This is a genomic window from Rufibacter latericius (assembly GCF_003721515.1).
GTDB classification, from domain to species: domain Bacteria; phylum Bacteroidota; class Bacteroidia; order Cytophagales; family Hymenobacteraceae; genus Nibribacter; species Nibribacter latericius.
Map to the genome: position 1 here is coordinate 70,541 of NZ_RJJD01000004.1, position 26,893 is coordinate 97,433.

The 26,893-nt window shown below is 52.1% G+C and carries 23 protein-coding genes; 10 read left to right on the forward strand and 13 right to left on the reverse strand.

Features of this window, described 5'->3' with window-relative positions:
- Nucleotides 1–87: 87 nt before the first annotated feature.
- The 4 genes from EFB08_RS08270 to EFB08_RS08285 form a co-directional block, all read right to left on the reverse strand.
- On the reverse strand, nt 88–2,286 hold the full coding sequence (locus EFB08_RS08270) for a S9 family peptidase (RefSeq protein ID WP_394342959.1): 2,199 nt from the start codon (nt 2,284–2,286) through the stop codon (nt 88–90).
- Nucleotides 2,287–2,538: 252 nt separating this feature from the next.
- Complete coding sequence (locus EFB08_RS08275) at nt 2,539–3,981, reverse strand: aldehyde dehydrogenase (protein WP_123126481.1); 1,443 nt, start codon at nt 3,979–3,981, stop codon at nt 2,539–2,541.
- 57 nt (nt 3,982–4,038) lie between these two features.
- On the reverse strand, nt 4,039–4,476 hold the full coding sequence (locus tag EFB08_RS08280) for a hypothetical protein (protein ID WP_123126482.1): 438 nt from the start codon (nt 4,474–4,476) through the stop codon (nt 4,039–4,041).
- Between the two features lie 35 nt (nt 4,477–4,511).
- Nucleotides 4,512–5,300, reverse strand: coding sequence for an SDR family oxidoreductase (locus EFB08_RS08285; RefSeq protein ID WP_123126483.1), 789 nt, complete (start codon nt 5,298–5,300; stop codon nt 4,512–4,514).
- A gap of 165 nt (nt 5,301–5,465) precedes the next feature.
- Between EFB08_RS08285 and EFB08_RS08290 the strand changes: the two genes are divergently transcribed.
- From EFB08_RS08290 to EFB08_RS08300, 3 genes are all read left to right on the forward strand, one after another.
- On the forward strand, nt 5,466–5,993 hold the full coding sequence (locus EFB08_RS08290; protein ID WP_123126484.1) for a 3-hydroxyanthranilate 3,4-dioxygenase: 528 nt from the start codon (nt 5,466–5,468) through the stop codon (nt 5,991–5,993).
- 128 nt (nt 5,994–6,121) lie between these two features.
- Nucleotides 6,122–6,358: a DUF433 domain-containing protein gene (locus EFB08_RS08295; RefSeq protein ID WP_123126485.1), complete on the forward strand. Its 237-nt coding sequence runs from the start codon at nt 6,122–6,124 to the stop codon at nt 6,356–6,358.
- Nucleotides 6,355–6,708, forward strand: a complete 354-nt coding sequence (locus EFB08_RS08300) for a DUF5615 family PIN-like protein (RefSeq protein ID WP_123126486.1) — start codon at nt 6,355–6,357, stop codon at nt 6,706–6,708. The genes EFB08_RS08295 and EFB08_RS08300 overlap by 4 nt, the downstream gene beginning before the upstream one ends.
- 114 nt (nt 6,709–6,822) lie before the next feature.
- Here EFB08_RS08300 and EFB08_RS08305 read toward each other — a convergent pair whose 3' ends face one another.
- The 3 genes from EFB08_RS08305 to EFB08_RS08315 all read right to left on the reverse strand — a co-directional run bounded on the left by EFB08_RS08305 (nt 6,823) and on the right by EFB08_RS08315 (nt 9,074).
- On the reverse strand, nt 6,823–7,554 hold the full coding sequence (locus tag EFB08_RS08305; protein WP_123126487.1) for a YebC/PmpR family DNA-binding transcriptional regulator: 732 nt from the start codon (nt 7,552–7,554) through the stop codon (nt 6,823–6,825).
- Nucleotides 7,555–7,620: 66 nt separating this feature from the next.
- Nucleotides 7,621–8,481 (reverse strand): SDR family oxidoreductase, encoded by an 861-nt coding sequence (locus EFB08_RS08310; protein ID WP_123126488.1) that lies wholly within the window; start codon nt 8,479–8,481, stop codon nt 7,621–7,623.
- Between the two features lie 209 nt (nt 8,482–8,690).
- The gene (locus EFB08_RS08315; RefSeq protein WP_123126489.1) at nt 8,691–9,074 is read right to left on the reverse strand and encodes a RidA family protein; all 384 of its coding nucleotides are present in this window, start codon (nt 9,072–9,074) and stop codon (nt 8,691–8,693) included.
- 217 nt (nt 9,075–9,291) lie between these two features.
- On the opposite strand from EFB08_RS08315, the gene EFB08_RS08320 reads away from it, so the two are divergent.
- From EFB08_RS08320 to EFB08_RS08335, 4 genes are all read left to right on the forward strand, one after another.
- On the forward strand, nt 9,292–10,347 hold the full coding sequence (locus tag EFB08_RS08320; protein WP_123126490.1) for an amidohydrolase family protein: 1,056 nt from the start codon (nt 9,292–9,294) through the stop codon (nt 10,345–10,347).
- Nucleotides 10,348–10,525: 178 nt separating this feature from the next.
- Complete coding sequence (gene kynU, locus EFB08_RS08325; protein WP_123126491.1) at nt 10,526–11,797, forward strand: kynureninase; 1,272 nt, start codon at nt 10,526–10,528, stop codon at nt 11,795–11,797.
- 260 nt (nt 11,798–12,057) lie between these two features.
- The gene (locus tag EFB08_RS08330; RefSeq protein ID WP_123126492.1) at nt 12,058–13,368 is read left to right on the forward strand and encodes a cation:proton antiporter; all 1,311 of its coding nucleotides are present in this window, start codon (nt 12,058–12,060) and stop codon (nt 13,366–13,368) included.
- 20 nt (nt 13,369–13,388) lie between these two features.
- Complete coding sequence (locus EFB08_RS08335; RefSeq protein ID WP_123126493.1) at nt 13,389–14,006, forward strand: alpha-ketoglutarate-dependent dioxygenase AlkB family protein; 618 nt, start codon at nt 13,389–13,391, stop codon at nt 14,004–14,006.
- A 184-nt stretch (nt 14,007–14,190) separates the two neighbouring features.
- Here the strand turns inward: EFB08_RS08335 and EFB08_RS08340 are convergent, their stop codons facing one another.
- Nucleotides 14,191–14,694, reverse strand: a complete 504-nt coding sequence (locus EFB08_RS08340; protein WP_123126494.1) for a methylated-DNA--[protein]-cysteine S-methyltransferase — start codon at nt 14,692–14,694, stop codon at nt 14,191–14,193.
- A 105-nt stretch (nt 14,695–14,799) separates the two neighbouring features.
- Here EFB08_RS08340 and EFB08_RS08345 point away from each other — a divergent pair, with 105 nt between their 5' ends.
- The gene (locus tag EFB08_RS08345) at nt 14,800–16,149 is read left to right on the forward strand and encodes an FAD-dependent oxidoreductase (protein ID WP_123126495.1); all 1,350 of its coding nucleotides are present in this window, start codon (nt 14,800–14,802) and stop codon (nt 16,147–16,149) included.
- A gap of 116 nt (nt 16,150–16,265) precedes the next feature.
- A complete protein-coding gene (locus EFB08_RS08350; RefSeq protein ID WP_123126496.1) occupies nt 16,266–19,136 on the forward strand; it encodes a CHASE domain-containing protein in 2,871 nt (956 codons plus the stop codon).
- 113 nt (nt 19,137–19,249) lie between these two features.
- Here the strand turns inward: EFB08_RS08350 and EFB08_RS08355 are convergent, their stop codons facing one another.
- From EFB08_RS08355 to asnS, 5 genes are all read right to left on the reverse strand, one after another.
- A complete protein-coding gene (locus EFB08_RS08355) occupies nt 19,250–19,744 on the reverse strand; it encodes a DUF4252 domain-containing protein (RefSeq protein WP_165864836.1) in 495 nt (164 codons plus the stop codon).
- A gap of 160 nt (nt 19,745–19,904) precedes the next feature.
- Complete coding sequence (locus EFB08_RS08360; RefSeq protein ID WP_123126498.1) at nt 19,905–20,387, reverse strand: GNAT family N-acetyltransferase; 483 nt, start codon at nt 20,385–20,387, stop codon at nt 19,905–19,907.
- A 566-nt stretch (nt 20,388–20,953) separates the two neighbouring features.
- Nucleotides 20,954–21,745, reverse strand: a complete 792-nt coding sequence (locus EFB08_RS08365) for a hypothetical protein (protein WP_125077681.1) — start codon at nt 21,743–21,745, stop codon at nt 20,954–20,956.
- A gap of 721 nt (nt 21,746–22,466) precedes the next feature.
- On the reverse strand, nt 22,467–22,979 hold the full coding sequence (locus EFB08_RS08370; RefSeq protein ID WP_125077682.1) for a hypothetical protein: 513 nt from the start codon (nt 22,977–22,979) through the stop codon (nt 22,467–22,469).
- Nucleotides 22,980–23,684: 705 nt separating this feature from the next.
- On the reverse strand, nt 23,685–25,073 hold the full coding sequence (gene asnS / locus EFB08_RS08375; RefSeq protein ID WP_123126501.1) for an asparagine--tRNA ligase: 1,389 nt from the start codon (nt 25,071–25,073) through the stop codon (nt 23,685–23,687).
- Nucleotides 25,074–25,303: 230 nt separating this feature from the next.
- On the opposite strand from asnS, the gene rpoN reads away from it, so the two are divergent.
- Nucleotides 25,304–26,785 carry an RNA polymerase factor sigma-54 gene (rpoN, locus tag EFB08_RS08380; RefSeq protein WP_123126502.1) on the forward strand — a complete coding sequence of 494 codons (1,482 nt, stop codon included), beginning with the start codon at nt 25,304–25,306 and terminating at the stop codon, nt 26,783–26,785.
- Nucleotides 26,786–26,893 lie beyond the last annotated feature (108 nt).

A 26,893-nucleotide genomic window follows, 5' to 3' on the forward strand; every position in this document is an offset into this window, starting at 1 on the left:
TGTGAAAAGGGTCCAGAAACTCCTATAAAAACAAAGCGCCAACTCTGAAAAGAGTTGGCGCTTTGTTTTTATAGGAGTAAGGGCAGACTACAAATTCCGCAGCACGAACTCGGTCATTTTGGTGAACAGGTGGATGCTGGTGTTGCCGCCGCTGATGCCGTGGTTCCGGTTAGGGTAGTAGGCGCTCTCAAACGGAATATTGGCTTTCACCAAGGCGTTCGTCATCTCAATGGAGTTCTGGAAATGTACATTGTCATCACCGGTGCCGTGGATGAGCAGGTACTTGCCGCGCAGTTTGTTCGCGTGGGTGATGGGCGAGTTGTCGTCGTAGCCTTTGGCGTTGTCCTGCGGCAGTTTAAGGAAGCGCTCGGTGTAAATAGAGTCATAGAAGCGCCAGTTAATTACCGGAGCCACCGCAATGGCGGCTTTGAACACATCGGCGCCTTTGGTGATGGCCAGCGAGCTCATGTAGCCCCCGAAGCTCCAGCCCCAGATCCCGATGCGGCTTTTGTCCACATACGGCAGGTTGCCCAAATGCTTCGCGCCTTCAATCTGATCGATGACTTCATAGTGGCCCAGGTTGCCGTATGTCATCTTCTTGAACTCCGCGCCGCGTCCGCCGGTACCCCGGTTATCAATCACCGCGATAATGTAGCCTTGCTTAGTAAGGTAGCTATGCCATAAGTAGTTACGGCCTCTCCAGCTGTCTACAACTTCCTGGCTGCCCGGGCCGCTGTACTGGAACATCAGCACCGGGTACTTCTTGTTCGAGTCAAAATCAGCGGGCTTGATGGTGTAACCGTTCAGCGTCACGTTCTCAGAGGTCTTGAACTGGAAGAACTCGGGCTTGGGCAGGTTATAGGTAGCCAAGGTGTTCTTCAGGGTCTCATTACTCTCCAATACCTTAATCTGCTTGCCGTCTGAGGTGTGCAAGCTTACCACTTGCGGCGTGGTGATGGTGGAGTAGTAGTCCAGGTAGTATTTGAAATCGCGGCTCAGGTTTATGGTGTGCGTGCCTTTGGCTGGCGTAAGGCTTTTCTTGTTCTTGCCGTTCAACCCGATGCTGTACAAATGGCGCTCCATCGGCGAAGCCTCAGTGGAGGTGAAATACACCACGTTGTTCTTTTCGTCCACGCCATAGAAGCTGCTCACTTCCCACTTGCCCTTCGTGATCTGGCGCACCAGCTTGCCGTTCATGTCATACAGATAGAGATGGTTGAAACCGTCTTTCTCCGAGCTGTGCACAAACTGCTTGCCGTTGGCTAAATACGTCAAATCATCGGTGATGTCAATGTAGGCATTGTCGGTTTCCTTCAGAACCACTTTGCTTTGGCAGGTCTGCGTGTTGGCGTGCAGGATCTCCAGCGTGTTCTGCAGGCGGTTCATGCGCCGGATGGACAACAAATTAGGCGTGTTGGTCCAGTTGATGCGCGGAATGTATTGGTCGGCCTCAGTGCCGGTTTCCATCTTCATGGTTTTACCCGATGCAAGGTCGAAGGTGTAAATCGCTACGGTGGCGTTTTTCTCGCCGGCCTTCGGGTACTTGAACTTGTAGTCCTGCGGATACAGCGGGCCCCACATCTGCATGTTGTACTCCGGCACCTGACTCTCATCGAACTTGTAGAACGCGATCTGGTTTCCCTGCGGCGACCATAAGAAGGCCTGCGCGAAGCTGAATTCCTCTTCGTACACCCAATCCGTACCGCCGTTGATAATAAAGTTCCACTTGCCGTCGGTGGTAATCTGGCGCTCCTGCATGGAAGCCAGGTCCACGTAGAACAGGTTGTTGTCGCGCACGAAGGCCACGTACTTATTATCCGGCGAGAAGGTGGCGTAGCTCTGCTTGCCGCCCTGGCTCAGTTTCTGCAATTTCTTGCTGGCGCGGTCATAGACGTAGAAATGGCCTTTGCTGCTGCGGCGGTAAATGGGTTCGTGCTCGGCCTCGAACAAGATTTTGGTCTCATCTGCGCTGAAGCTGTAATCATCGTACTCCAGCGTCTTGCCGTTTACCTGAATGGCCTCGCCCTCAATGATGGTGCTCACCGGCTGACCAGTAGTCACATCTACCTGCACAATGTCCACGGCTTGGTTGGCCTGGTCGGCTACCTGGCTGGAGTAGAACTGGCCGTTGCGCATCCAGTTCACGCCGTACACCGATTTGGCCTGGAACGTGCCTTTCCGGAAAATGTCGTCTAAATCAAAGTCTCGTTTCTGCTGAGCCTGGGTGCTCACCGCCATTAAAAGGCAGGATGCCGCTACAAGCCAGCGGTTCATTCTATGTTTCATTCGGTTTGTTAGAAAGTTCGTAGCGTTAAATTTAGACAATTATTTTGGATAGGAGACAGCCGAAGGAACGTTCGTTTTAGGAGTGTTTTAGAAAAAACAGCTCCTAAATACCTTTCAGTAGAGGCTTTCTATGGCGCGGAAGTTACTTCCGTGCCTAACTAAAAAGTATTTGTAAGTCACGGAAGTAACTTCCGCGCCATATTTGAATGTTGGAATTAAAGAAATAGAAGCATTCACTCAATCATTCATTCATCAAAGCTTGATACACACGTTCTGCGGATCAGTGAAGAAGCGGAGGGCTTCCCAGCCGCCTTCCCGGCCTACCCCGCTTTGCTTGGTTCCTCCGAAGGGCGTGCGTAAATCCCGCAGGAGCCAGGTGTTCACCCACACAATACCGGATTGCAATTGGTGCGCCACCCGGTGGGCGCGGGTAAGGTCCTGCGTCCAGACGGAAGCAGCGAGGCCGTATTGCGTATAGTTGGCGCAGGTGAGGGCCTCTTCCTCTGTGTCAAAAGGCATCAGCGTGACCACCGGCCCGAAGATTTCCTCGGTATTGGTGCGGCAGGTATGCGAAAGTCCTTCAAAGACGGTGGGCTGGAGGAAATATCCGTTCGCGCAACGTCCCTCCAGGTGCACGCGTTCGCCGCCGGAGAGCAGCGTGCCGCCCTCTTCCTGCGCCAGCGCGATGTACTGCTGCACTTTCTGCAAATGCGCGGCCGAGACTAATGCACCCATGTTGGAGCCCGCTTCCAGCGGATCACCGACCCGCAGGTTTTCGACCTTTTTCAGAAAAGCAGCCTTGAAACGCGCGTACAGCGGACGTTCTATTAAAATACGCGAGCCGCAGAGACAGATCTGCCCTTGGTTGGCGAAGGCGGCCTGCACGGCAGTGGTCACGGTCTTCTCGAAGTCACAATCGGCGAAGATGACGGTGGCGTTCTTGCCACCCAATTCCAGCGAGAGTTTTTTGAACATTGGGGCCGCCGCGCGGGCGATGGTTTTGCCGGTTTGGGTGCCGCCGGTGAAGGAAATGGCCTTCACTTCGGGGTGCTCGCACAGTGGCGCGCCCACTTTGGGGCCGGTGCCGTGCACGATGTTCAGTACGCCCGCGGGCAGTCCGGCCTCTATACACAGTTCCGCCAGTAGATGGGCAGTGTACGGCGTGATCTCAGAGGGTTTGGCCACCACGCAGTTTCCGGCGGCTAGGGCGGGGGCAAACTTCCATGTGAACAGATACAGGGGAAGGTTCCACGGGGAAATACAGGCCACTACACCCAGCGGTTTGCGCACCGTGTAGTTCACGGCCACGCCTTCCATGGTGTGGGCCTCGGACGCGAAGTGTTGCACACCCGTCCCGAAGAAAAACAGGTTGCTGCTGGCCCTCGGAATGTCAACGGTCCTGGAGAGCGAAAGCGGTTTTCCGTTATCAGTGGTTTCGGCTTCGGCTAAGCGTTCCAGGTTCTGGTCAATCAGTTCAGAGAGCTTTATCAGGAAACGGCCCCGTTTCTCCGCGGAAAGCGCAGACCAGGCCGGAAACGCCGCTTGCGCCGCCTCTACTGCTACCTGCACATCCCGCTCGTCAGAATCCGGAATCTGCGAATACACCTCGCCGGTGCTCGGGTTGATGTTGGGCAGGTAGGTGCCAGAGATGGGAGCCGTGAAGGTGCCGTTGATGTAGTTCTGGAGGTGCAGCATACAGCAGTTGTTTATCTAAAGAGCAGTTCTGAAAGGAGGCATCACGAAAAGCCGAGGTCAGTTCATATAGTTGGCTGTACTCCAGAAGAGATACACGATAATAGCTGAAAGGACTAGGCCTCCGAGCACGTTTATCGCTAACAGTTTATGGTGCCAGTCTTTCAGGAACCAAACCAGTCCGGCGAAGCATAGGCAGAACACCGCAATCAGGAATCCGCCCAAATAAAAGAAGAAAGGCAGGGCCAACGCAGGGAGAACAAGAAAAGCCAGCGCCAGGTAGATGCACAGCTTGAGGTTCTGGTTCCCGAGCAAAGGTTTGAGAAGTTCTGAAATGGACAGCAGCAGAAACGGCAGAAACAGAAGCGCCATAAAGAAGATGAGCAGCACCGCCATGCCTCCCTCTTTTATAAAAAGGATGGTCAATATGATGGAGGTGAGCGAAAACCCAACGGCTTGGTAAAGGCTTAAGTAGAAGTTGAGTTTCTTCTGTTTCACGGGTGTTGAGGGGAAAGGTCTTTGCTTCTTATTGATTACAGGTTACCTAATCGTCCGCCGTCTACCGGAACGTTGATGCCGTTGATGTAGCCTGCGGCGGGCGATGCCAGAAACGCAGCGGCAGCAGCGACTTCGGCAGGTTCCGCAAATCGGTTGGCTGGAATGCCGGCCAGCATTTCCTTTTCGATTTCTTCTCTTTGGAGGCCGGTTTTCTGCATCCTGGTTACAATAAGCGAGTGGTGCCTGGCAGTAAGTGTGGCACCGGGCAGCACGTTATTTACTGTAATGCCAAAGGGAGCCAGTTCAAAGGAAAGCGTCTTTGCCCAATTAGCCACGGCCCCCCTGATGGTGTTGGAAACGCCCAAGCCTTTGATGGGCTGCTTCACCGAAGTAGAGATGATGTTGATGATTCTGCCATACCCAGCTTCTTTCATATACGGGGTAACGGCCTGCACCAGCACGTGGTTAGACAGCAGGTGCGCCGCGAAAGCACTCTCAAATTCTTCCAGAGCTGCATCCAGGGCTGGTCCGCCCGCTGGTCCGCCGGTGTTGTTCACCAGAATATGGGCTTGGCCGATTTTTGATAAATGAGCCTCTAAACGCTCCTGCACTTCCCGGGGGCGGCTGAAATCTGCCACTACGTACTGGTGCTGCTGACCCGCATCAGTGGAAAGTTCTTTAACTGTTTCTTGTAGGCGTTCTTCGTTTCTGGCTACTATGGTAACAGTGGCGCCCATCAGCGCTAACTCCAAGGCTACTGCTTTGCCTATGCCCTGCGTACTGCCGCAGACTACGGCGTGCTTGTGCTGTAAATTCAAATCCATAAAAGTAAATGTACAGATTATTATGGAGCAGGAAATGAGTGTTTCAAGGCTGCTTTTCAGAAATCGGCTTCAAAGCGGCGTCTATCTTTTCTGCAGGAGGTTTCGTACCTTGGAGCAGTCTCGGGCACACACCGGGCAAGCATTGTTTACCCAAACGCTACTACCATGGCCTTACAACCTGCCTTCAACTTCAAGAAATGGATAGACGAACACCGCCACCTGCTCAAGCCGCCGGTGGGCAACCAACAGGTGTACAAAGACAACAAAGACTTTATTGTGATGGTAGTGGGCGGACCCAACTCGCGCAAAGATTACCACATCAACAACGGTGAGGAGTTCTTCTTCCAACTGGAAGGTGACATCGTGCTAAAGGTCATTGACAACGGCGAGTTCAAAGACATCCACATCAACGAAGGCGATATCTTCCTGCTTCCACCCAACGTACCGCACTCACCGCGCCGTGGTCCCAACACCGTGGGCCTAGTGATGGAACGCTATCGCAACGAAAACGAAATGGACGGTTTCCAGTGGTACTGCGAAAACTGCAACAACAAACTGTACGAGGAGTTTATTCCAGTGTCAGACATCGTGGGGCAGTTGCCCGTGGTGATGAACGCTTTCTGGGCTTCAGACGAAAAACGCACTTGCTCTAACTGCGGTGAGGTGATGGCAAAGCCGATTGTGGCGCAGTAGTGAAGTACTTCTCCCCCTGCCATCCTGAAAGGGACTTGTAGCTAATAGGTTAGAAGAACTTAGTTTTAAACAGACCTATATTTTATCTAGTTTTGGTTCTAGCAAGTAAACTAGCAAGTAAAAGAGATATGCAAGAAGAACTCCTGAGTAGAATCACGATAAATCCCAACATCTGCCATGGTAAGCCTACTATTCGTGGTTTGCGTTATCCTGTAGACAGCATGCTTGAGCTTTTAGCCTCCGGCATGACCATAGAAGAACTTCTGGAAGATTACCCTGATTTGGAGAAGGAAGATTTTCTTGCCTGCCTTCAGTATGCCGCTAAGCTAACTCAAGTAAAAAGCATCTATAGAATAGCTTCATGAAGTTTATTGTAGATGCCCAACTGCCCAAAACGCTTTCTGACTTCATCAAATCCAAAGGAGTGGATTCAATTCACACCCTTGAGTTGCCAGACAAGAATAAAACGCAGGATGGATACATCACCCAATTAGCTTCTGAGCAGCAGTTCATTGTCATCACCAAAGACGCCGACTTTCTGGAATCTTATGTGTTGAGAAAAGAACCTCCTAAACTGTTGTTGATAAAAACCGGCAACATTAGGAATAGTGAGTTGATGGATCTGTTTGAAAAGCATATAGGAATGATCGTGGACCTCTTTCAAACACATTCACTTATAGAGGTGTCTAAAACAGAAATTGTGGTGCACGCCTAAGAAGGTTATGTTTCGCCTATAAACCACAAAGGCCCACCTTCCCTAAAGAAAGCGGGCCTTTGCTATTATTTCCGTTTCAGAGCCGTTTTTCAGAAAACGGGCTTCAAACGCATGTTATTCGTCTTCAGCGTCTTCTTTCATGTTGTGGTACACGGCCTGTACGTCATCGTCCTCTTCCAAGCGGTCCAGGAGCTTGGTCATGTCTTCTTGGTGTTCCGGGGAAAGTTCTTTCAAGACGGTAGGGTAGCGCTGTAGTTCTGAGGTTTTCACGTGAATACCGCGCTCTTCCAGGGCTTTCTGCATGGCTCCGAAGTCACCGAAAGAGGTTTGGATGATGATTTCGTTCTCTTCCTCGTCTTTGTCAATGCTCTCCAGCCCGAAGTCAATCAAATCCAGTTCCAGTTCTTCCATGTCCAGGCCTTCGCCGTTCAAGTGGAACACGCCTTTGCGCTCAAAAATGAAGTCGAACTGGCCGGTGCGGCCTAGTTCTCCGCCGGTGCGGTTGAAGTGCATGCGCACGTTGGCCACGGTGCGGTTCACGTTATCGGTAGCGGTTTCTACCAGAACGGCCACGCCGTGTGGGCCATAACCCTCATATACTACCTCTGAGTAATCATTCTCTTCTTTGCCTTGGGCACGTTTAATGGCGGCTTCTACACGGTCTTTGGGCATGTTTACCCCTTTGGCGTTCTGGATGCACACGCGCAGACGGGCGTTGGTGTCTGGGTCAGGGCCTCCGGACTTCACGGCCATCACAATCTCTTTCCCTATGCGGGTGAACTGCTTGGACATCATGTCCCAGCGTTTCATCTTCCGGGCTTTCCGGAACTCAAATGCTCTTCCCATTGCAGTTAGTCTAAAACGAAGTACAAGCAAATATCGGGAAAAACGGCGGATGCCCCAAGCGGGTTGCTATACATGTTCGGCTAAATAATCTTCCAGAGTGCGCTTGCCCCTGAAAGGCGCCACGCAGTCGCGTTTGGTGACTTCCACAAAGAACGCCGCCTTCTCGTAAAGCGACCGGTTCACCAGGCGCACCACCGGTAAAAACGTGTTCACCACCCAATAGGGCACTTTAGGGATAGCCTTGGTTTTGCCAGCCGCCTTGCCCACCAACTCCACTAATTGCAGCCTAGAATACGTGACCGGGCCGCCCAGTTCAATAGTGTCTACCGGAAGGGTGAGCGCCTGTACGCAGGCTTCGGCTACCTCATGCTCATGAATAGGGTTGGTGACGTGGTGCCCGCTGCCAATGGAAGCCAGCTTTCCCTTCCGGGCCATGGGCAGCAAATCCAGGAACGCCGAGAAAAGCGCAGGCGGTTTGATGATGCTATTCGGGATGCCGCTTTTCCTCAGGGCTCTGGTAAAATCTTCGTGCGCTTTGAAGTACGCCACATGCGGATATTTCTCGCCGCTGAACGCTGCCACGTACACAAACTTCTTCAGTTGGCGTCCGTGTTCCTGGGCCAGTCTGAGCACGTTCAGGTTGCCCTGGAAATCTACCTCGTGAAAGGATGTGCGGCTTTGGTCTGAGAGGCTGAGGCTTTTCCCAAGGGCCGAGATGATATAGTCCACACCCTCCAGTAAGGCAGGCGAAAGGGTCTCGGGGTCAGTAGGGTCGCAGACCACCACCTCGTTTACCCAAGGCAAAAGCTGCTCGGCTTTACGTTCGGTGCGGGCGGTGGCCCGGATGTTATACGATTGCTGTTTCAGCACTTCCAGTACCGAGGAACCCAGGCTTCCGGTGCTCCCTAAAACAAGGACAGTCTTCATAGGCAGGAGAGAAAAGGGGGGAGGTCATAATCCTACATTTCTCTAACCTAGCTCTTTTTTGCCGATTTTTCAAATAACGGTCGGTAAACTGCTGAAAATGCAAATGAAGGTGCGCTCTGTTATAGAATAGGTATTTGTCTGAAAAGTAGTACCAGAACGTAGCCAATCCGTTTAGAGGCTGTATTTGTGAAAAGGGCCTCTAAACAGGTTTACTCCACATAAGCCGTGACTTCCATCTCCACCAACAGCATCGGGTCAATGAGAGCTTTTACCTCTACCATGCTGGTCACCGGCCTGATGTCTTTGAAGAATTCGCCATGGGCCCGGCCTACCTCTTCCCACCTACTGATATCGGTCACGAACATGCGCGTGCGCACCACGTCTTTCATGGAGGCACCGGCTTCCTGCAAGACCCGTTCAATCTTCTGCAGAATGTAAACCGTTTGGGCGTACACATCGCCGGGGCCAACTACCTGTCCGTTCTCCACGGCGGTGGTGCCGGCCACCTCTATGAGCGGACCTACTTTCACGGCGCGGGAGTAGCCCACGCTGCTTTCCCAGGGAGCCCCCGAGGAAAATAATTGACGTGCCATGTGCGTATAAGATAAGGTGAAAGGATGCCGTAAGTTTATTTAACCCGCCGCACTTCTGCCAGTGAATTCTGTTTTTAAGTAAATAAACTGAGATGCGTTTCAGGGCCGTTTTGCCAAAAGCGGGGCTAAAACGCAGCCCAAGGCCACTCAAGGCAAGACTATGTGCAAGAGTTTTCGTAAGTTGAGCAACAGTTCCCACTAGTTTGTATGGCCTTACATGTTGCACCAGCCTCTTAAAATAGACATCCACACGCACATTCTGCCGGAACGGTGGCCCGATTTGCGGGAACGCTACGGCTACGGTGGGTTCATCAGGCTGGAGCACCACAAGCCCTGCTGCGCCCGCATGATGCTGGACGACCGGTTCTTCCGGGAAATTCAGGAAAACAGCTGGGACCCCGCCGCCCGTATGCGCGAGTGCGACCAGCACGGCGTGCATGTGCAGGTGTTGAGCACCGTGCCCGTCATGTTCAGTTACTGGGCCAAGCCCGAACACACTTGGGACCTCTCAAAAATCCTGAACGACCACATTGCCGGCGTAGTAGCTCGGTACCCCACGCGGTTTGTGGGCCTCGGCACCTTGCCCATGCAGGACACTGATTTGGCCATCAAAGAGCTGGAGCGCTGCGTGAAGGAACTGGGGCTGGCCGGGGTGCAGATAGGGTCTAACGTGAACGACACCAACCTGGACGATGCCTCCCTGTTCCCCATCTTTGAAGCCGCCGCTGATTTAGGAGCTGCCATCTTTGTGCATCCCTGGGACATGATGGGCGAAAAGAAGATGCGCAAGTACTGGCTGCCCTGGCTCGTGAGTATGCCCGCCGAAACTTCCCGTGCCATCTGCTCCCTCATCTTCGGGGGAGTGCTGGAACGATTACCAAAACTGCGGTTAGCCTTTGCCCACGGCGGAGGTTCTTTCCCGTTCACTTTGGGCCGCATCCAGCACGGCTTTGACGTACGCCCTGACCTTTGCGCCGTAGACAACCCCGTGCCGCCGGAAAACTACGTGGGCAAGTTCTGGATTGACTCGCTGGTGCATTGTAAGAACACCTTAGATTACGTGGTCAAACAGTTCGGGGCCGATAAGGTAGCCTTGGGCTCAGATTATCCTTTCCCGCTGGGCGAACAGGAGCCGGGCAAGCTCATTGAATCCATGCCCTATTCGGATGACGTGAAAGAAATGCTGCTGAGTGGTTCTGCCTTACAATGGCTGGGGCTGGAGAAAGAACGTTTCTTGGTGGAGAAGCTTCAGCAGACCAAACAAAATAAGTAAACTTCCCGCCAGACTTCCTGTTTAGGTTAGCGGAGCTACTTTACGCCTTTTTTAAAGAAATCGGGCCAGAAACACCAAATCGGATAAAGCTTGAGTTAGAAGTAAAAGTGTATGGTTGTCTAACACCTGTTAGGTAACTTAGCCTCCGTTCCAGTACAGATTTTAGCACGTAGTATTCATGTCTTTTCAAAATACCCTTGCCTTCGCCCAGTCCTTAGACCAGGCAGACCCGCTTCGTTCGTTCAGAGACCAGTTCCATATTCCGCAGCACAACGGCAAAGACACCGTCTACCTCTGCGGAAACTCTTTGGGGCTTCAACCCAAATCTGCCCGGGCTGCTCTGGAGGCGGAGATGACTAAATGGGCCGAGTTAGGTGTAGAAGGGCACTTTACCGGCGAAGACCAATGGTTTACCTATCACGCGGGACTGGCAGGACCCACCGCCCGGGTAGTAGGGGCCAAGCCCGAGGAAGTGGTGGTCATGAACCAACTCACGGTGAACCTGCACCTCATGCTGGTCTCTTTTTACCAGCCGCGCGACCAACGATACAAAATTCTCACCGAGGCCGGGGCTTTTCCCTCTGACCAGTACGCGCTGGAAAGCCAGGTGAGATTCCACGGATATAATCCAGACGAGGCCATTATTGAGGTGGCGCCTCGGGCCGGCGAACACACCCTCCGGACCGAAGACATTCTGGCAGCCATCCGGCAAAACGGAAGTGAGATTGCTTTGGTGATGATGGGCGGCGTGAATTACTACACCGGCCAGGTGTTTGACATGGCCGCCATTACCCGCGAAGCCCACGCCGTAGGTGCCAACTGCGGATTTGACCTGGCCCACGCCGCCGGCAATGTGACCCTGCAGCTGCACGGCTGGAACGTGGATTTTGCCGTATGGTGCACTTACAAATATATGAACTCGGGTCCGGGTGGAACGTCTGGCGTGTTTGTGCACGAGCGCCACGCCCGTAACCCAGACCTGCCCCGTTTTGCCGGATGGTGGGGCCATGACCAGAGTGTTCGGTTCCAGATGAAGAAAGGGTTTATTCCCATGCCAGGCGCCGAAGGGTGGCAGGTATCCAACAGCCAGATTCTGCCCATGGCAGTGTACAAAGCCTCGCTGGAGCTCTTCGACCAGGCCGGTATGGCCAACCTAAGGGCTAAAAGCGAGCAACTCACCGCTTACCTGGAGTTCCTGATCAACGGCTTGCAGCAACCCAAAGAGGCCCTGGAGGTGATTACGCCAACAGAGCCATCGGCGAGAGGATGTCAACTATCCTTGCTCGTGCACCAGAACGGACGGCAGCTGTTTGAGACGCTCATGGCCAACGGCTTTACTCTGGACTGGCGGGAGCCCAACGTCATCCGCGTAGCGCCCACTCCGTTGTACAATACCTTTGAAGATGTTTACCGGTTCGGGCAGTTTTTGACGGCGCATTTCAACCAATAGAACAGACCGGCCTTTTATCCGTGCCTTTCCTGAGGTTTTCGTTTGGTGGCGTTTTTAGAAACTTAGCCTCTAAACGGAACCTCGGGAAAGGCACTTTGCTTTTAGGGTAGTTTCGGCAGGAAAATGTCTTTGGTGGTAAGTGTCTTCCTGATTTTTTGCCCTTTTTCTGAAAACAGGTGAGAAACAAGTCGTTAGTTTCCGTATGAAGTAAGTATTTATACGAGAGCCCGGGGTTCACTCATTCAGAAACAGCAGCAGTCATGGATATTTACCTGATTTCTTTTGTGGTGGTAGGAATTGCCGCCTTGGCCATGGCTTGGTTGCCCACTTGGTTTAAAGAAGTGCCTATTTCCTACGCCATGCTGTTTGTGGTGTTGGGTTTCCTGCTGTATAAAGTACCCATTGGGCTTCCCGAGCCTGACCCATTGCGCAAGAATGAATTTGCCCTGCGTCTCTCAGAATTGTGCGTCATCATCACGCTCATGGGTACGGGCATCAAAATCAACCGGCGGTTTTCGTTGTTCAGTTGGCAGGTGCCGCTGCGGCTGGTGAGCTGGACCATGTTGCTCTGCATTGGGGCGCTGGCCTGGATGGCCTGGTGGTGGCTGGGTTTCCCGGTGGCATCGGCGGTTTTGCTGGCAGCGGCGTTGGCCCCAACTGATCCGGTGCTGGCTTCTGATGTGCAGGTGGGCCCTCCCAGCGAGGAGGTGGAAGACGCCACCCGGTTCGCCTTAACCGCCGAGGCTGGCCTCAACGACGGAATGGCCTTTCCGTTTACCTGGCTCGCCATTGCGTTGGCTACCCACGGCCTGGCCCCCGAAGACTGGTTGGTGCACTGGCTTTCCTATGATCTGTTGTACCGCATTGTAGTTGGGGTAGGAGCGGGATATTTGCTGGGGAAAGTCTTGGAGTACCTGCTGTTCAAGCTCCCCAAGCGCGGTAAGTTCCCCGAGACCCAGGACGGTTTTGTGGCCGTCTCTTCCACGCTGTTGGTGTACGGTCTCACCGAGATGGTGCACGGCTATGGTTTCATCGCGGTTTTTGTCACCGGCCTCACCCTCAAACACTACGAAGAAGACCATTCCTACCACCGCGAAATGCATGATTTCACAGATCAGATTGAACGCCTGTTGGTGGTCATCGTCCTGATTCTTTTGGGCGGCAGCATTAGTCGGGGGCTTTTAGACGCGCTTACCCTGGAAGGGGCGATGGTAGGCATCGGGTTTCTGCTGGTGGTGCGGCCGTTGGCGGGGTATATCGGGTTATTGGGTGTTCCGGTAAAAACGCGCGAAAAATGGGCCATCAGCTTTTTCGGGATCAGGGGGATTGGTTCCGTGTTTTACCTGGCTTTCGCGTTGGGCGAAGCTGATTTTGCGAATCCGGAGGAAATCTGGGCGGTGGCCGGGTTCACCATTCTGCTGTCGGTCTTTCTGCACGGAGTGTTGGCCACTCCCATCATGCAGTACCTGGATCGGGTGAGGCAGCCCGGTGACTTTATTGATCCGGCCAAAGCCGCCCTGGAAATGTCAGACGATAACAAAGGCGAACCGGGTGAGAAGCCCCAAGCGTAATTTAGGTGTATCTTTCCAGTATGCCGCAAATCTCCCCAGAATTCCAGAACCGGTTCTTCCCTTATCAATTGCCCATGCCAGAGGCGGAGGTGTACCTGGTGCCTGATTTTATCTCCAGAGAAAAGCAAGCGTCTTTGCAGGAAGCCTTGACCCAAAAAGCCGCCTGGCGGCAGGAAAAGATAAGGATGTTTGGCAAACAGGTAGACCAGCCCCGGCTCACCGCCTGGTACGCCGATGCCGGGAAAGCCTACACGTACTCGGGTCTCACCTGGGAACCGCTGCCGTGGCTGCCAGAGTTGGCAGAACTCAGATCACAATTAGAAAAGACCACAGGTGCTCCTTTTAATAGCGTCTTACTCAACCTCTACCGCCACGGACAAGACAGCATGGGCTGGCACGCTGATGACGAACCCGAACTGGGTCAGAATCCCATCATTGCCTCCCTCAGTTTAGGGCAGGAGCGTACCTTCAGTTTTCGGCACCGTTTACAAAAAGAGCTCAAAAACCAGCTGGTGTTACCTTCCGGAAGTCTGCTGTTAATGGCTGGTTCCACCCAGCATTATTGGCACCATCAACTCCCCAAAACCACCAAGCTTCTGCAACCCAGGATCAACCTCACATTCAGGTTTATTTATTGAATGATTGAGGAAGTGAATGATTGAGAGAATAGGTGAAGTGGAAAGCTCTAAATTCAAATGTGAGTTGATGAGGAAAGAAACTTCAGGGCCATAGAAGGAACAAGCCTCTTCATATTTTCTATTTAATCTCTCACATTTTAATCTCTCACATTCTCTCAATCATTCACTCTCTCAATCACTCATTTCAAAAAAGACTCGTCTGGTACGTGCCTACCAGTTTGGCCTCGTGTTCCAGGAGCCACTGTTTGCGCCAGAGGCCGCCGGCGTACCCGGTGAGTTGGCCCTGTGCCCCGATCACGCGGTGGCAGGGCACCAGAATCATCCAGGGGTTGGCACCGTTTGCAACGCCTACCGCCCGCACTGCCCCGGCGTTGCCCATGCGTTTGGCCAGGCCCAGGTAATGATCTGTTTTGCCCATCGGGATCTGTTGCAGGGCTTGCCAAACCTGCTGCTGGAAAGTAGTGCCTTGGGTGTGCAACGGAACATCAAACGAGTGGCGCTTGCCCGCGAAATACTCCTCCAACTGGGTGGCCGCTTGTCTCAGGCAGTCAGGGAATTCAGGGCTATCCGCTTCGGGGCCGTTTTCCAGAAAGCAAGCCTTAAACAGGTGATTTTCCGTAGACGTGAGCTGGATGGTGCCCAGGGGAGAAGGCACATGGAGGACAAAGAGCGGCGAAGGAGCGGGCATGGCAAGGCTTTTTCACGAAATTTAACCTAAGTTTACCTCTTCTTTCCGTAGAATGCACTACTTCACGGCGGTTTTTACGCCCGCAGACCATATGATCGTAAATTGATGGAGAAAACCACCCAGCTTAGTGTCATGGGCGGGGGCCTGGTAGGCTGCCTGCTGTCATTGTATCTTGCCAAACAAGGATACCGGGTGGATGTCTACGAACGTCGGCCTGACCTGCGTCGCACTGATATTGGGGGCGGGCGTTCCATCAACCTGGCCTTGAGCGACCGCGGCTGGCGGGCCCTGGAAACCATCGGCATCGCCGAGGATATCAAGAAAGTGGCCATTCCCATGTACCGCCGGGTCATGCATGACAAAAACGGGAACCTCTCTTTTCAGCCGTATGGCCAGGAAGGGCAAGCCATCTATTCGGTTTCCCGGGGCGGCCTGAACCAGGCCCTGCTGGACTTAGCCGAGGCCGAGCCCACCATCTCGCTGCATTTCCAGCAACAAGTCATGGAAGTGGAAGTAGCCACGAACAAAGTCACCATGCTGGATACGGTCTCGGGGCAGGAGCACCACGTACAGCCCGATGTGATCTTCGCCGCCGACGGTGCTTACTCCATGGTGCGGCTATCTCTGCAGAAAACAGATCGGTTCAACTACGAGCAAAGCTACCTGGACTACGGCTACAAAGAACTCACCATTCCGCCCGCGCCTGACGGCGGCTGGCAACTGGAGAAAAATGCCCTGCATATCTGGCCCCGCGGCCAGTACATGATGATTGCGCTGCCCAATGTAGACGGCTCCTTCACCTGTACCTTGTTTTTCCCCTATGAAGGCGACCCTTCGTTTCAATCACTGCAGACCGAAGCCCAGGTGAACAGCTTCTTCCAGGAGATCTTCCCCGATGTCACCGCCCTCATGCCCGACCTGGCGCAAGAGTTCTTCGAGAACCCGGTTGGGTCACTGGTCACCATCAAATGCCTGCCCTGGCGGCATAGCGGCAAGATCCTGCTCTTAGGCGATGCCGCCCACGCCATCGTTCCGTTTTACGGCCAGGGCATGAACGCCGGGTTTGAGGACTGCACCATCCTACGGGGCCTGCTGGAACAACACCAGGACGATTGGGAAACCATCTTCCAGACGTTCCAGGACCTGCGCAAACCCAACACCGATGCCATCGCCGACCTGGCCGTCTACAACTTTATTGAGATGCGCGACAAAGTAGCCGATCCGCGTTTTCTGCTCCAGAAGAAAGTAGAGTCTAAAATAACCGCCCAATACCCAGATGCCTGGTTACCTTTGTATTCCATGGTCACCTTTTCCCCCGATATTCCGTATGCCGAGGCACTTGCCAATGGCCAGCGGCAAGAGGAGATCATGCGCGGATTGATGGAGTACATCCAGGCGGAGGAAGATTATGACAAGCCCGAGGTGCAGCAATATCTGCGAACTCATTTGGCCTAACTTCTCTCTGCTTTCAGCCTGTTTTTAATAAAAGGCCCCAAAAACGACGGTGTTCATTTGGCCAACTTATACCACACCGGTAGCACAGCGCCAAAGGTGTAGCGAACTGACAATACATGATATTTTCCCGCTTAAAAGACTACTATCTGGCCCTGGGCTCCTTTGTGTTGGTACTGGGGATGACCTTGTATGCGTACTATGTGTCCAGAACCAACGACCAGGTAGAAGACGAGCAGGATTTTAAGATCCAGCAGGTAAAGATCAAAGCCACCCTGGAGCGCCGGATGGGGTATTACCTGCAAATCCTGAAAGGAGTGAACGGGCTGTTTACGGCCTCAGACTCCGTGACCCGCGCCGATTTCCAGGACTACCTCAGTTCCCTGCAGATTGAGAAGAACTACCCAGGGGTACAGGGAATCGGGTTTTCGGTGATGCTTACGCCAGAGCAGGTGCCTGAACTGGAGGAACGCGTCCGGGCTGAGGGCTTTCCTGATTTCAAAGTGTGGCCCGAAGGCTCCCGCACTGAATATACTTCCATTATCTTCATAGAGCCCATGACCGGGCTGAACAAGAGGGCCTTCGGTTTTGACATGTTCCAGGATCCTGCCCGGCGCGAGGCTATGGAAGCCGCCCGAGACGTCAATCTTCCGGCCATGACCGGAAAGGTGAAGCTGGTGCAGGAAGGCGGCGGCAGCGAACAGCCGGGCTTACTTATGTATATGCCCGTTTATTATGGTGGCGAAGACCCTGTTGACCTAATGGAGCGCCGGGCCAAGTTGAGGGGCTTTGTGTACGCGCCTTTCCGGGCCAGTGACTTGTTCAACAACACCATCGGGGGGGAGTTCAATGACATCAGTATCTCTATCTATGACGGGAAAGAAGTCAAGGAAGAGGCTTTGTTGTATAGAAACGCCGCGCAGATAGACCCCTCTGAAAACCAGGACAGCCTGTTGCTGGCCACAGATGTCATCAAATTTGCAGGTCGCACCTGGACCATCCGCTACAAGGCCACCTGGGGTTTCAGGGAAGCCAGCGGCATTGACCAGCATGACCTTATTTTGCTGGGCGGCTGCATCATCAGTCTGCTCATTTTCTTTGTGGTGTGGTCCCTGCAACGGTACCTGCGATCCAACCAACTCACTGAGCTCATCACCAAGAACACCACGGCGGGTTTGTTTATGCTGGATGACCGAGGGTACTGTAGTTTCCAGAACCCGGCGGCCGAGAAAATGCTTGGTTTCAGCCTGCAGGAGCTCAAAAGCCGACCTTTGTATGAACTGGTGCACAGCGGTCAGGAACCCGGCAACCTGGCCCCTGAACTGGTGTCGCAGAAGTCCTACACCTTTGAAGACACGTTCCTGTGCCGCGACGGAAACCATATTCCGGTGGTGTGCTCCACCCGCTACGTAAAGCAGGGCGGCGCCGTGGTGGGCCATATCCTGGAGGTGCGCGACGTGACCGAAGAACGGAAAGCCCAACAGGCTTTGCTGGAAAGCGAGGCCCGTTTCCGGAACATGGCCGACAGCGCCCCCGTGATGATCTGGATCACCGATGAAAACAACGATTGCTCCTACGTGAACCGGCAGTGGCTCAAGTTCACGGGCTCTACCCTGGAAGACAACCTGGAAAAAGGATGGTTGCAGTACATCCACCCCGAAGATGCAGAAGCCAGTACGCAAACCTATGCCAAGGCCCGGGAGGAGAAAAACGAATTCAAGGTGGAGTACCGCCTGCGTCGCCGCGACGGCCAATACCGTGGCGTGATGACCATGGGCATTCCCCGGTTCACCGCCGAGGGAGAATTCATGGGCTACATCGGCTCGGCCATTGACATCAGTGACCGTATTAAAATGGAGCAGCGGCTGAAAGAAAGCGCCGATACCCTCCAGAAGATTTTCATGCAGGTGCCGGCCATTGTGGGACTGGTGCAAGCGAAAGACCTTAGGTACACGCTGGTGAACTCTTACCTGAACACCCTGTATGATGGGAAAGCCAAAGTAGGGGAAATCGCCACTGAATCATTGCCTGTGCCGCAACGCGAGAAATTCAAAAACGCCATCCAACGCATTGTGGAGACTGGCGAACCTTTCATCGGGCAGGAAGTACCGGTTGCCTTTGATGATTCACCCGAGGGGGAGGAAACGGTGCGCTATTTCAACATTGTGTACCAACCTATCCTGAACAGCAAAGGCGCGGTGGAGTCGGTGCTCACCTTTGCGGTGGAAGTAACCGAGCAAGTGCAAAGCCGGCAGCAGCTCTCCGCCATCAACAACGAGCTGAACCAGAAAAACCAGGAACTCATCAGGATCAACAACGACCTTGATAATTTCGTGTACACCGCCTCACATGACCTGCGCTCGCCGCTCGCTAACCTGGAGGGCTTGACCACCGCCCTTCTGGAAACGGTTGACGGCAAAGAGGATAGCGAAGAGCACCTGCTGCTGCACATGGTGGCCTCGTCCATCAATAAGCTGAAAGGCACGATTCATGACCTCACCGAGATCACCAAAGTGCAGAAAGACTTGGACTCACAAGCCGAGGTGCTTTCCTTCGCAGAGATTCTGGCCGGCGTGGAAGAAGACATCGCCCCGATGATCCACGAAGCCGAGGTGCAATTGCAAACGTGCTTTGAGGTGAAACACCTTCGGTACGCGCGCAAGAACCTGCGCAGCATTCTCTATAACCTGGTCTCCAATGCTGCCAAATACCGGGATCCCTCCCGTAAACTGATGATTACCGTCACTACCGACCAGAAAGACGGATATGTGGTTTTGACCGTGAAAGACAATGGCTTGGGCATAAGGGAAGACCAGCAGGAAAAACTGTTCACCATGTTCCGGCGGTTCCACTCCCACGTAGAGGGCACCGGCATTGGCCTTTATATTGTGAAGCGCATCATTGAAAACAATGGCGGGTACATAGAGGTGCAAAGCAAACAAGGCCAAGGCAGTACGTTCACCGTGTATTTTAAAGAGGTATCTCTCTAAGTCAACTTTCAGCCATCTGGAGAGTGCCAAATCCAAAAGCCGCTTTGGGCCTGTTTTTCTAGAAACAGGCCCAAAGCGGCTTCTTATTTTCTGCGGAAGAAAAATAACGTTGCTTAACCCAGCAAAGGAAGAAGCAGCTCGGGGTCAATTTTCTGGAGCATTAATTCTACCTGTTGGCGGGTGAAACGGCCATTGACCTGAAGCATCAGAAACGAGTTGCCGTATTTGCGATAGCCTACAATCTCCTGCACCTGTTCCTGAGACTGCCGCATCCTGAACTGCAGTGAGCCCGGGTCTTCGGTCAGCGACGGGATAGCCGCATAGCTGTCTTTCTGCAACACCTGGTCCAGTTCCTGGGTCAGGCCCTGCTCCAGGAACCGCATAGATTTCCGGTCGGTAGGGGTGAAGGTGAGCACGCGCACCGAGGAGATGTTGGCCAGCGCCGCCCGTACGGTGGTATCCGAAACCTCTTTTGCCAGGTACCGAGATACTAGGCCCACCGGAACCGTGGTGCCCTTGAAGCCCGCCTGGTTTCGGTACTTTTGGAAAAACTCAGAGGTTGATTGAGCCGGAGGCAGTTTGCTGGTGCTGCTGCAAGCTTGGGCCAAGCAGAAAAAGGCTGCTGCCAGAAAAGGCAGGAGAATTCGCAAAATGGAATTCGGGGATGTATGAAGGACTGAAGAATGCATGCGCTTTTATGTTTTTGCCTTCTTTTACGGAAAAGAAGGCAAAAACGCTCACGCTTGCGCTGACCAGGTGGAGTCTGGCCTATTTATGCTCCTCGGCCCTGGCCGACGGCTTTTGGTAGATGTTGGGTGTGTGCAGTTGCATGAAGCGCTCTGGATGGGGCAGGGGCTCAAACCCGAATTGGCTGTACAGGTCGTGCGCATCCTGAGTGGCCAGCATCCAGCGGCGTAGCCCTTGCAGTTCGGGGTGGGTTCTGAAGGCCTTGATCATCCATTTGCAAAGCCCATTGCCCCGGTGCTCCTCCAACACGAAGACATCGCAGAGGTAAGCAAAGGTGGTATAGTCGGTGATCAGGCGGGCGAAGGCGACTTGTTTTCCCTCAAAATACACGCCTACGCACAACGAGTGGTCAATGGCTCTTTTCACTGTCTGGCGGGGAATACCCTTGGCCCAGTACGTCTCGCTTAAAAAGCCGTGAATCGTTTCTAGCTGTAAAAGGTCTTTATCGAAACTCAGAAAGAAACCTTTCTTATTGGCTTCAGGAAAAGGAATAGAAAAAGGCATGATAGCTGAATTAGTTGTTCTTTGAGCGATTCTTATGCAAGAATAGAACATAAGCGATGGTTAAATTATAAAAACACTTTATGGAATACAATTTATAATTCAAGGTAACTTTGTCTGCAATTCGCATTCACAGAGATTGTAAAAACTGTGAAGCATTCCTATCTAAAAGGTAAGAAGCAGGAGTTTGAGATTGCAGCCTTGGCAAAGAATAGAGAAGCACTTATACCCTTTAAAGTCGAGGGTGATTAGAGCGCTTGATATAAAGTAGCGTTGGTTAAGCAGAGCTCTGATTTTTGGAGACGCTGTGGCTTTTCGGCTTATCCAGCACAGTTTTGGATTTTCCTGATGCGGAAGCTTCTCTAGATGTGTCTTCCTGATCTATTTCTTTCTTTGGAATGCCTAATTAAGAGAGGAAAACAGGAAGATTAAGGTCAGTAGACTGGTTTTCCCTTGTGCGTGTTTCTGTACAAACCTGTGGCAGCCTGACAGCAGAGAGGCAGATGAAGCGGATTTTTCCGAGGCCCGTACGCTAAGAGAAAGCGGCATGGGCCTCGGAAAGAATAGCCTTAGGTGTGTAGAATGTACGGAACCTCTGGAGTAGTAGCGGGAACTCGCTTTTTCTGGGTTCCTGTAGGGAAGGCCTGTTTCCCTTGGGTATTTATGGCAGGAACGGCGTCTTCGCTCTTGCCTCTGTACAGCACCATGCCGAAGATGTTATGAAGCGAAAGTTCTTGCTCCATGTGCTGCAAAATTGCCCTGATAAAGAAAATAATACCCAGCATCTCCAGTACTTCCTCCAGCGAAGTGCATAGTTTATAAACAGGATCTAAGCCGTCGCCTTTGTTGGCGATGAAATCACCGCCAACCATTTCCATGCCTACTGCCCCTGAAATGAAGATGATCCCAGACATGACGAAACGGAACAGAGTTTTTCTGGGCAGCGCTAAAAGGAACCTCACCAGATAAAGGCCCACAAAGGCGAAAAGCAGCACGTAGGGTACAAACCAGGCAAAGTTCAGCAAACCCAGGTTGTCTTGTTGAAGCGACTCTTTTAGAAAGTTCCGGGAGGGTTTCACCAGTAGTTCATGGATGGAGAATAACTCATCCAGGCCCAGCCAGGCAAACATGCCACTCATGAAAAGCCATTTCTTGTACTGCGAGGTTTTCTGGCTGGCCTTTACGTGCTGAGAAATGGAGTAAAGCAGGAAAGCGCTGATAAAGAGGTTGATGGTTGAAAAATACGCCGGAAGGTTTCTTTCGCCGTCAAAGGCAAACATTCCCGTTACATAGTATTTAAAGGAATAAGATCCTGTGATGGAAGCATCCCCATAAACCCGCAGGTAATACTCTATTGACATTGCGCATAGGTCTAAGATCAGTAAGACAACCAGGGTTTTGACCAGAAACCGTAGCACTGCTGTAGACTTTATTTGGTACAGGTTTTCCATGATGAATGAAATATGAGATAATGATCTTTGATAAAAAGAGATGTAAGTAGAATATATGTTTGCCAATAATAGTTATATTTTTTATAAACAAAAATAAATTTTAGGTAGAAATAATATTTTAGTTACATAAAATAGGGAATTAAGTATACAGGAGTTGAGGCTGCTTGATTCAAATAGCCCTAAATGCATTATTAAGCATACTTTAGGAAAACAGGCTGAAAGCAGATAAAGAGGAGAAAATTCGGCTTATCCTGTCGAGGAATAAGGATTTTGTAAGTGACTGCAGCAGACGCTAGAAGGCAGGAAATTTTTAAAGGCTGAAGTTGACCCAGGAAGCAAATCTACAACTTGCCCGCTTATGGTTGCCGGCCTTTTATTTGTTCCGGTGTGGTTTATTGCCAACTGGCCCATTAGTATAGTTAAGCAGGGAGGTAGCTGGCTTTAGGGTACAGGCAAAGCCAATTATAAGTAAACAGACCTGTGTTTTAGGGCGGTTTTCAGGAAAGTGGCCTTAAAACGATTCATTGTTAGACTTCCCAAAGTTTGTAAATCATAAAACCCCAAGCGCCCAATCAATTGGGCGCTTGGGGTTTTATGATCTTTTGTTAAGAAGCAGTTCTGCGCTTGCAGGTTATTTGTTGGAGGCAATCTTGCGGTTACCTTCTTTTTCTTTTGCGGCTAGCTTGCGGGCGGCTTCTTTTTCCTTCAATTCCTGAGCGCGTTCTTTGGCGGCTTGCTTTCTGGCTTCTTCCTTCTCTTTCAGGGCAAGTTTCGCCTGGCGCTCTTTTTCTTTAAGCGCCTCTTCTTTCTCTTCTAAAGCTTCCTTCTTCTCTTGCTCTTTTTGTTTCAGGGCAGCGGCTCTTTCCTTTTCGGCTTGCTTTCTTGCCTCCTCTTTTTGCGCGAAGGCTGCATCCATGGCTTCGTATTTGGCGTCAATGAGGGCCTCGCGGGCAATCTGTTTCTGTTTGGCAAGTTCCTTCCGCTCTTTGGCTTTTTGCTTGGCTAATTCGGCGCGTTCTTTTTCTTTCTGCTTCATCGCAGCAATGCGCTCTTTGTTTTTTTGTTCATTGCTTTGGGCCTGAGCAGAGCCCACTGCCAGGACGAAAGTAAACGTAAGCACGAGGAGAGTAAAACGTCTTAACATAGATAGTTTGTTGAGGGTTGACTTTGTGTTCGTTGCAAAGTAAAATAATGTACTAGTTAAATGCTAATAAACTTGCGTTAAAATAATTATTGTGACCTTAATTGTAATTATATTGGTATTGGAAGTTTTAGTAAGGTTGAATTACAGACTAAGTGAACTTCCAAAATCAGGTTTACTTTGAGGTTGTTAGCTGTCCTTCAGCTTTATAGGGGAACTACGTATAAACAGCAGAAAAGGTGGCATCCAATAGGATTATGGAATCAAAAAAGTTGCCGGATGTAAGCAGATTAGGAAGCTTCCCCTATTTCCCTGCTAGAATTAGTGCTAGATAACTCTTGATAGGTCTTTCTCAAATTATGGCAGGAGCCTTCTGTTAGCACAGGGCTCATCATAGCTAATGCTGTATCGTTCAAGAGAAATGGCGCAGGAAAGTTCAGGCCCATGAAGAGTTCTTACGGAAAAGGATTAGATGAGATGTGCTGGGTTCTTTCAGGTAGTCGAAAAAACACAGAAGGGAAATGCTCCCCAGGCTATGTGGAAAAGTGAGGAAAGCAAGCGGAGCGATATAAAGATGGAGAAGTAATCACTTAAGAATAGAGAAGAAGGAAATGGGGCTACTTTAACCAAAATGGCCCTAAAACAAAAGGGCCCTACTGCTTTCGCAATAGGGCCCTTTTTGAGCCGAAGCCTTTAATAAAGAGCTTTTTAAAACTCTGCGCTCTTCGGGAAACGAGGGAAAGGAATCACGTCTCTGATATTGCCCATGCCGGTCACAAACAGTAGCAGGCGCTCAAAACCCAACCCGAAGCCGCTGTGCGGCACCGTTCCAAAACGGCGGGTATCCAGGAACCACCACATTTCTTTCTCCGGAACGCCCATCTCTTGCATGCGGGTCACCAGTTTCTCGTAGCTCTCCTCCCGCTGCGATCCACCGATGATTTCCCCGATGCCCGGAAACAACACGTCCATGGCGCGTACGGTTTTGCCGTCATCGTTCAGCTTCATGTAGAAAGACTTGATGTCTTTGGGGTAGTTAGTGAGGATAACAGGCTTCTTGAAGTGCTTCTCCACCAGGTAGCGCTCGTGCTCGCTTTGCAGGTCAGTGCCCCAATCCACTTTGTACTCAAACTTCTGCTTGGCCGTCTTCAGGATCTCAATAGCCTCGGTGTAGGTCAGATGCTGGAAATCATTCTCCACCACAAAGTTCAGGCGGCTGAGCAGTTCCTTGTCGTACATGTCGTTCAGGAACTGGAGGTCATCCTGGCAGTTCTCCAAAGCATAACGCACCAGGTACTTGAGGAAATCCTCGGCCAGTTCCATGTTGTCTTCCAGTTCATAGAAGGCCATCTCGGGCTCAATCATCCAGAACTCGGCTAGGTGACGGCTGGTGTTGGAGTTCTCGGCTCTAAAGGTTGGTCCGAAGGTGTAGATCTCAGACAAGGCCATGGCGGTTACCTCACCTTCCAACTGACCCGAAACGGTCAGGTTGGTTGATTTTCCGAAGAAATCCTGGGAGAAGTCTACTTCGCCGGCCTCGGTACGAGGCGGGTTCACCGGATCAAGGGTGGTTACCCGGAACATCTCACCGGCGCCTTCAGCATCTGAGGCGGTAATGATGGGTGTATGGATGTAGAAAAAACCTTTGTTGTTGAAGTACTGGTGCACGGCAAAGGCCATGGCGTGCCGTACGCGCAGCACCGCGCCAAACGTGTTGGTGCGCGGGCGCAGGTGGGCAATCTCGCGCAGGAACTCCAGCGAGTGGCCTTTTTTCTGCAAAGGATACGTCTCAGGGTCGGCGGTGCCCAGCACCTCAATGCTACGGGCCTGGATTTCCACGGTTTGGCCTTTGCCCTGGCTCTGCACCAACGTGCCCAGCACCGACACGCTGGCGCCGGTGGTCACCTCCTTCAAGGCCTCGTCGGTGAACAAGGTCATGTCGGCCACCACCTGAATATTATGGATAGTAGAGCCGTCGTTCACGGCAATAAACGTCACAAACTTGTTGCCGCGCTTGGTGCGCACCCAACCTTTTACCAACACCTCCTGGCCGCTGGCCGGCGTCTGAAGAACTTCCTGTACTTTAATTCTTTTCATTTTGAATAGCGTATCACGTAGCACGTATCAAGTAGCACGTAGTTGACCCGTGCAAAAGTAGGGATACAGGCGCAAAAATCTTAACAGAAAGAAGAGTCTTGCCCTCTGATGCCCTTTACTTGATACCTTGCGCCAAAGGCGCGTGCCAAAATTAACCTTTTTTGCAAACCAGTAGTAAAAAACCATAACTTTGGGCTAGACCGCACGTGAGTGGCCGGCGCCGTTTATGTATGCAGAGACTAGATTTAAAACAGTTTTTATCCCAGAAATTATCGCCGCAGCAGATACAGTTCATCAAGTTGCTGCAGGTGCCTACCGCTGAACTGGAGGCCCGCATCAAAGAAGAACTGGAGGTGAATCCCGCTTTGGAAGAGGGAGATGCCGCTGATGAGCCCGCGACCGATAACGACGATTCCAACAGTGATGCCGATGATGATTTCGACAACACCGAGGATGATTTTGCCGAAGACGAAGCCCGCCGCGACGATGACGATGTGGACCTTGGCGATTATATCAACGATGACGAGGTTGCCGGCTATAAAATGCAGGGCGACGGCCCCGGCGATGAGGAAGACCGCGAAATGCCCATTGCCTTCACCGGTTCCCTCACCGATGCCCTCATGGACCAACTGGGCTTCCTGAATCTGAACCCTAAGCAACTGGCTATCGGGGAGCAGCTCATCGGGTCGATTGACCAGGACGGCTACATCCGCCGCGAGTTGCAGGCCATCTCCAACGACTTGGCTTTCTCGCAGAACATAGACGCCAGCCCCGAGGAGATTGAAGACGTACTGCGCCGCATCCAAGCATTTGATCCGCCAGGTATCGCTGCCCGTGACCTGCAGGAATGCCTTTTGTTGCAACTGGAGCGCCGCGATCCAGACGATATCACCGAAGTAGCCGAGCAGATCATCCACGACTGTTTTGACGAGTTCACCAAAAAGCACTACCCTAAAATACAGCAGAAACTGGAGCTTGAGGACTACGAGCTGAAAGCGGCCATTGACCTGATCCTGAAGCTGAACCCCAAGCCCGGCGGAACCGGCGGTGCCACGCGGGTGCAGTATGTGATCCCCGATTTCATCATCACAAACGAAGACGGCCAATTACAGCTTTCCCTGAACGCCCGCAATGCCCCAGACCTGCGCATCTCCCGTTCCTACGCCGACATGTTCGATGCGTATGACAAGAGCTCCAAGAAAGACAAGAAGCTGAAGGAGACGGTCACGTTCGTGAAGCAGAAACTAGATGCCGCCAAATGGTTCATAGATGCCATCAAACAGCGCCAGAACACGCTCCTACGCACCATGGAGGCCATACTGCGCCGCCAGTACGACTATTTCCTGGAAGGCGACGAAAGCAAGCTCCGGCCCATGATCCTGAAAGACATCGCCGAGGACATAGGCATGGACATCTCCACCGTGAGCCGGGTAGCCAACAGTAAAAGCGTGCAGACTGAGTTCGGGATCATCCCACTGAAGTTCTTCTTCTCTGAAGGCATCGCCACCGACGCCGGCGAAGACGCCAGCAGCCGGGAGGTGAAAGCCATCCTGAAAGACATCATTGAGGCCGAGAACAAGCGCAAGCCCTTATCTGATGATAAGATTGAGAAGATGCTCAACGAGAAAGGCTACAACATCGCCCGCCGTACGGTGGCCAAATACCGCGAGCAACTGAACATTCCCGTGGCTCGTTTGCGCAAAGAACTGTAGGAGGGCTAGCCTCCAATTAGAAATTATGAAGTAGAAATTAGAAATGAGGTTTATAGTGTCAGGTTTAAAGGGAATACAACACCAGGGGTAAGTTTAACACCTACCCAA

Excerpts from the sequence above, each read along its gene's own strand:
- EFB08_RS08330 (WP_123126492.1), top strand. The coding sequence starts at position 12,058 with ATGGATATTTACCTGATTTCTTTTGTGGTGGTAGGAATTGCCGCCTTG.
- EFB08_RS08300 (WP_123126486.1), top strand. The coding sequence starts at position 6,355 with ATGAAGTTTATTGTAGATGCCCAACTGCCCAAAACGCTTTCTGACTTC.
- asnS (WP_123126501.1), bottom strand. The coding sequence starts at position 25,073 with ATGAAAAGAATTAAAGTACAGGAAGTTCTTCAGACGCCGGCCAGCGGC.
- kynU (WP_123126491.1), top strand. The coding sequence starts at position 10,526 with ATGTCTTTTCAAAATACCCTTGCCTTCGCCCAGTCCTTAGACCAGGCA.
- EFB08_RS08295 (WP_123126485.1), top strand. The coding sequence starts at position 6,122 with ATGCAAGAAGAACTCCTGAGTAGAATCACGATAAATCCCAACATCTGC.
- EFB08_RS08365 (WP_125077681.1), bottom strand. The coding sequence starts at position 21,745 with ATGTCAATAGAGTATTACCTGCGGGTTTATGGGGATGCTTCCATCACA.
- EFB08_RS08320 (WP_123126490.1), top strand. The coding sequence starts at position 9,292 with ATGTTGCACCAGCCTCTTAAAATAGACATCCACACGCACATTCTGCCG.
- EFB08_RS08290 (WP_123126484.1), top strand. The coding sequence starts at position 5,466 with ATGGCCTTACAACCTGCCTTCAACTTCAAGAAATGGATAGACGAACAC.
- EFB08_RS08270 (WP_394342959.1), bottom strand. The coding sequence starts at position 2,286 with ATGAAACATAGAATGAACCGCTGGCTTGTAGCGGCATCCTGCCTTTTA.
- EFB08_RS08335 (WP_123126493.1), top strand. The coding sequence starts at position 13,389 with ATGCCGCAAATCTCCCCAGAATTCCAGAACCGGTTCTTCCCTTATCAA.
- rpoN (WP_123126502.1), top strand. The coding sequence starts at position 25,304 with ATGCAGAGACTAGATTTAAAACAGTTTTTATCCCAGAAATTATCGCCG.
- EFB08_RS08315 (WP_123126489.1), bottom strand. The coding sequence starts at position 9,074 with ATGGCACGTCAATTATTTTCCTCGGGGGCTCCCTGGGAAAGCAGCGTG.
- EFB08_RS08285 (WP_123126483.1), bottom strand. The coding sequence starts at position 5,300 with ATGGATTTGAATTTACAGCACAAGCACGCCGTAGTCTGCGGCAGTACG.
- EFB08_RS08310 (WP_123126488.1), bottom strand. The coding sequence starts at position 8,481 with ATGAAGACTGTCCTTGTTTTAGGGAGCACCGGAAGCCTGGGTTCCTCG.
- EFB08_RS08360 (WP_123126498.1), bottom strand. The coding sequence starts at position 20,387 with ATGCCTTTTTCTATTCCTTTTCCTGAAGCCAATAAGAAAGGTTTCTTT.
- EFB08_RS08345 (WP_123126495.1), top strand. The coding sequence starts at position 14,800 with ATGGAGAAAACCACCCAGCTTAGTGTCATGGGCGGGGGCCTGGTAGGC.
- EFB08_RS08275 (WP_123126481.1), bottom strand. The coding sequence starts at position 3,981 with ATGCTGCACCTCCAGAACTACATCAACGGCACCTTCACGGCTCCCATC.
- EFB08_RS08350 (WP_123126496.1), top strand. The coding sequence starts at position 16,266 with ATGATATTTTCCCGCTTAAAAGACTACTATCTGGCCCTGGGCTCCTTT.
- EFB08_RS08305 (WP_123126487.1), bottom strand. The coding sequence starts at position 7,554 with ATGGGAAGAGCATTTGAGTTCCGGAAAGCCCGGAAGATGAAACGCTGG.
- EFB08_RS08370 (WP_125077682.1), bottom strand. The coding sequence starts at position 22,979 with ATGTTAAGACGTTTTACTCTCCTCGTGCTTACGTTTACTTTCGTCCTG.
- EFB08_RS08340 (WP_123126494.1), bottom strand. The coding sequence starts at position 14,694 with ATGCCCGCTCCTTCGCCGCTCTTTGTCCTCCATGTGCCTTCTCCCCTG.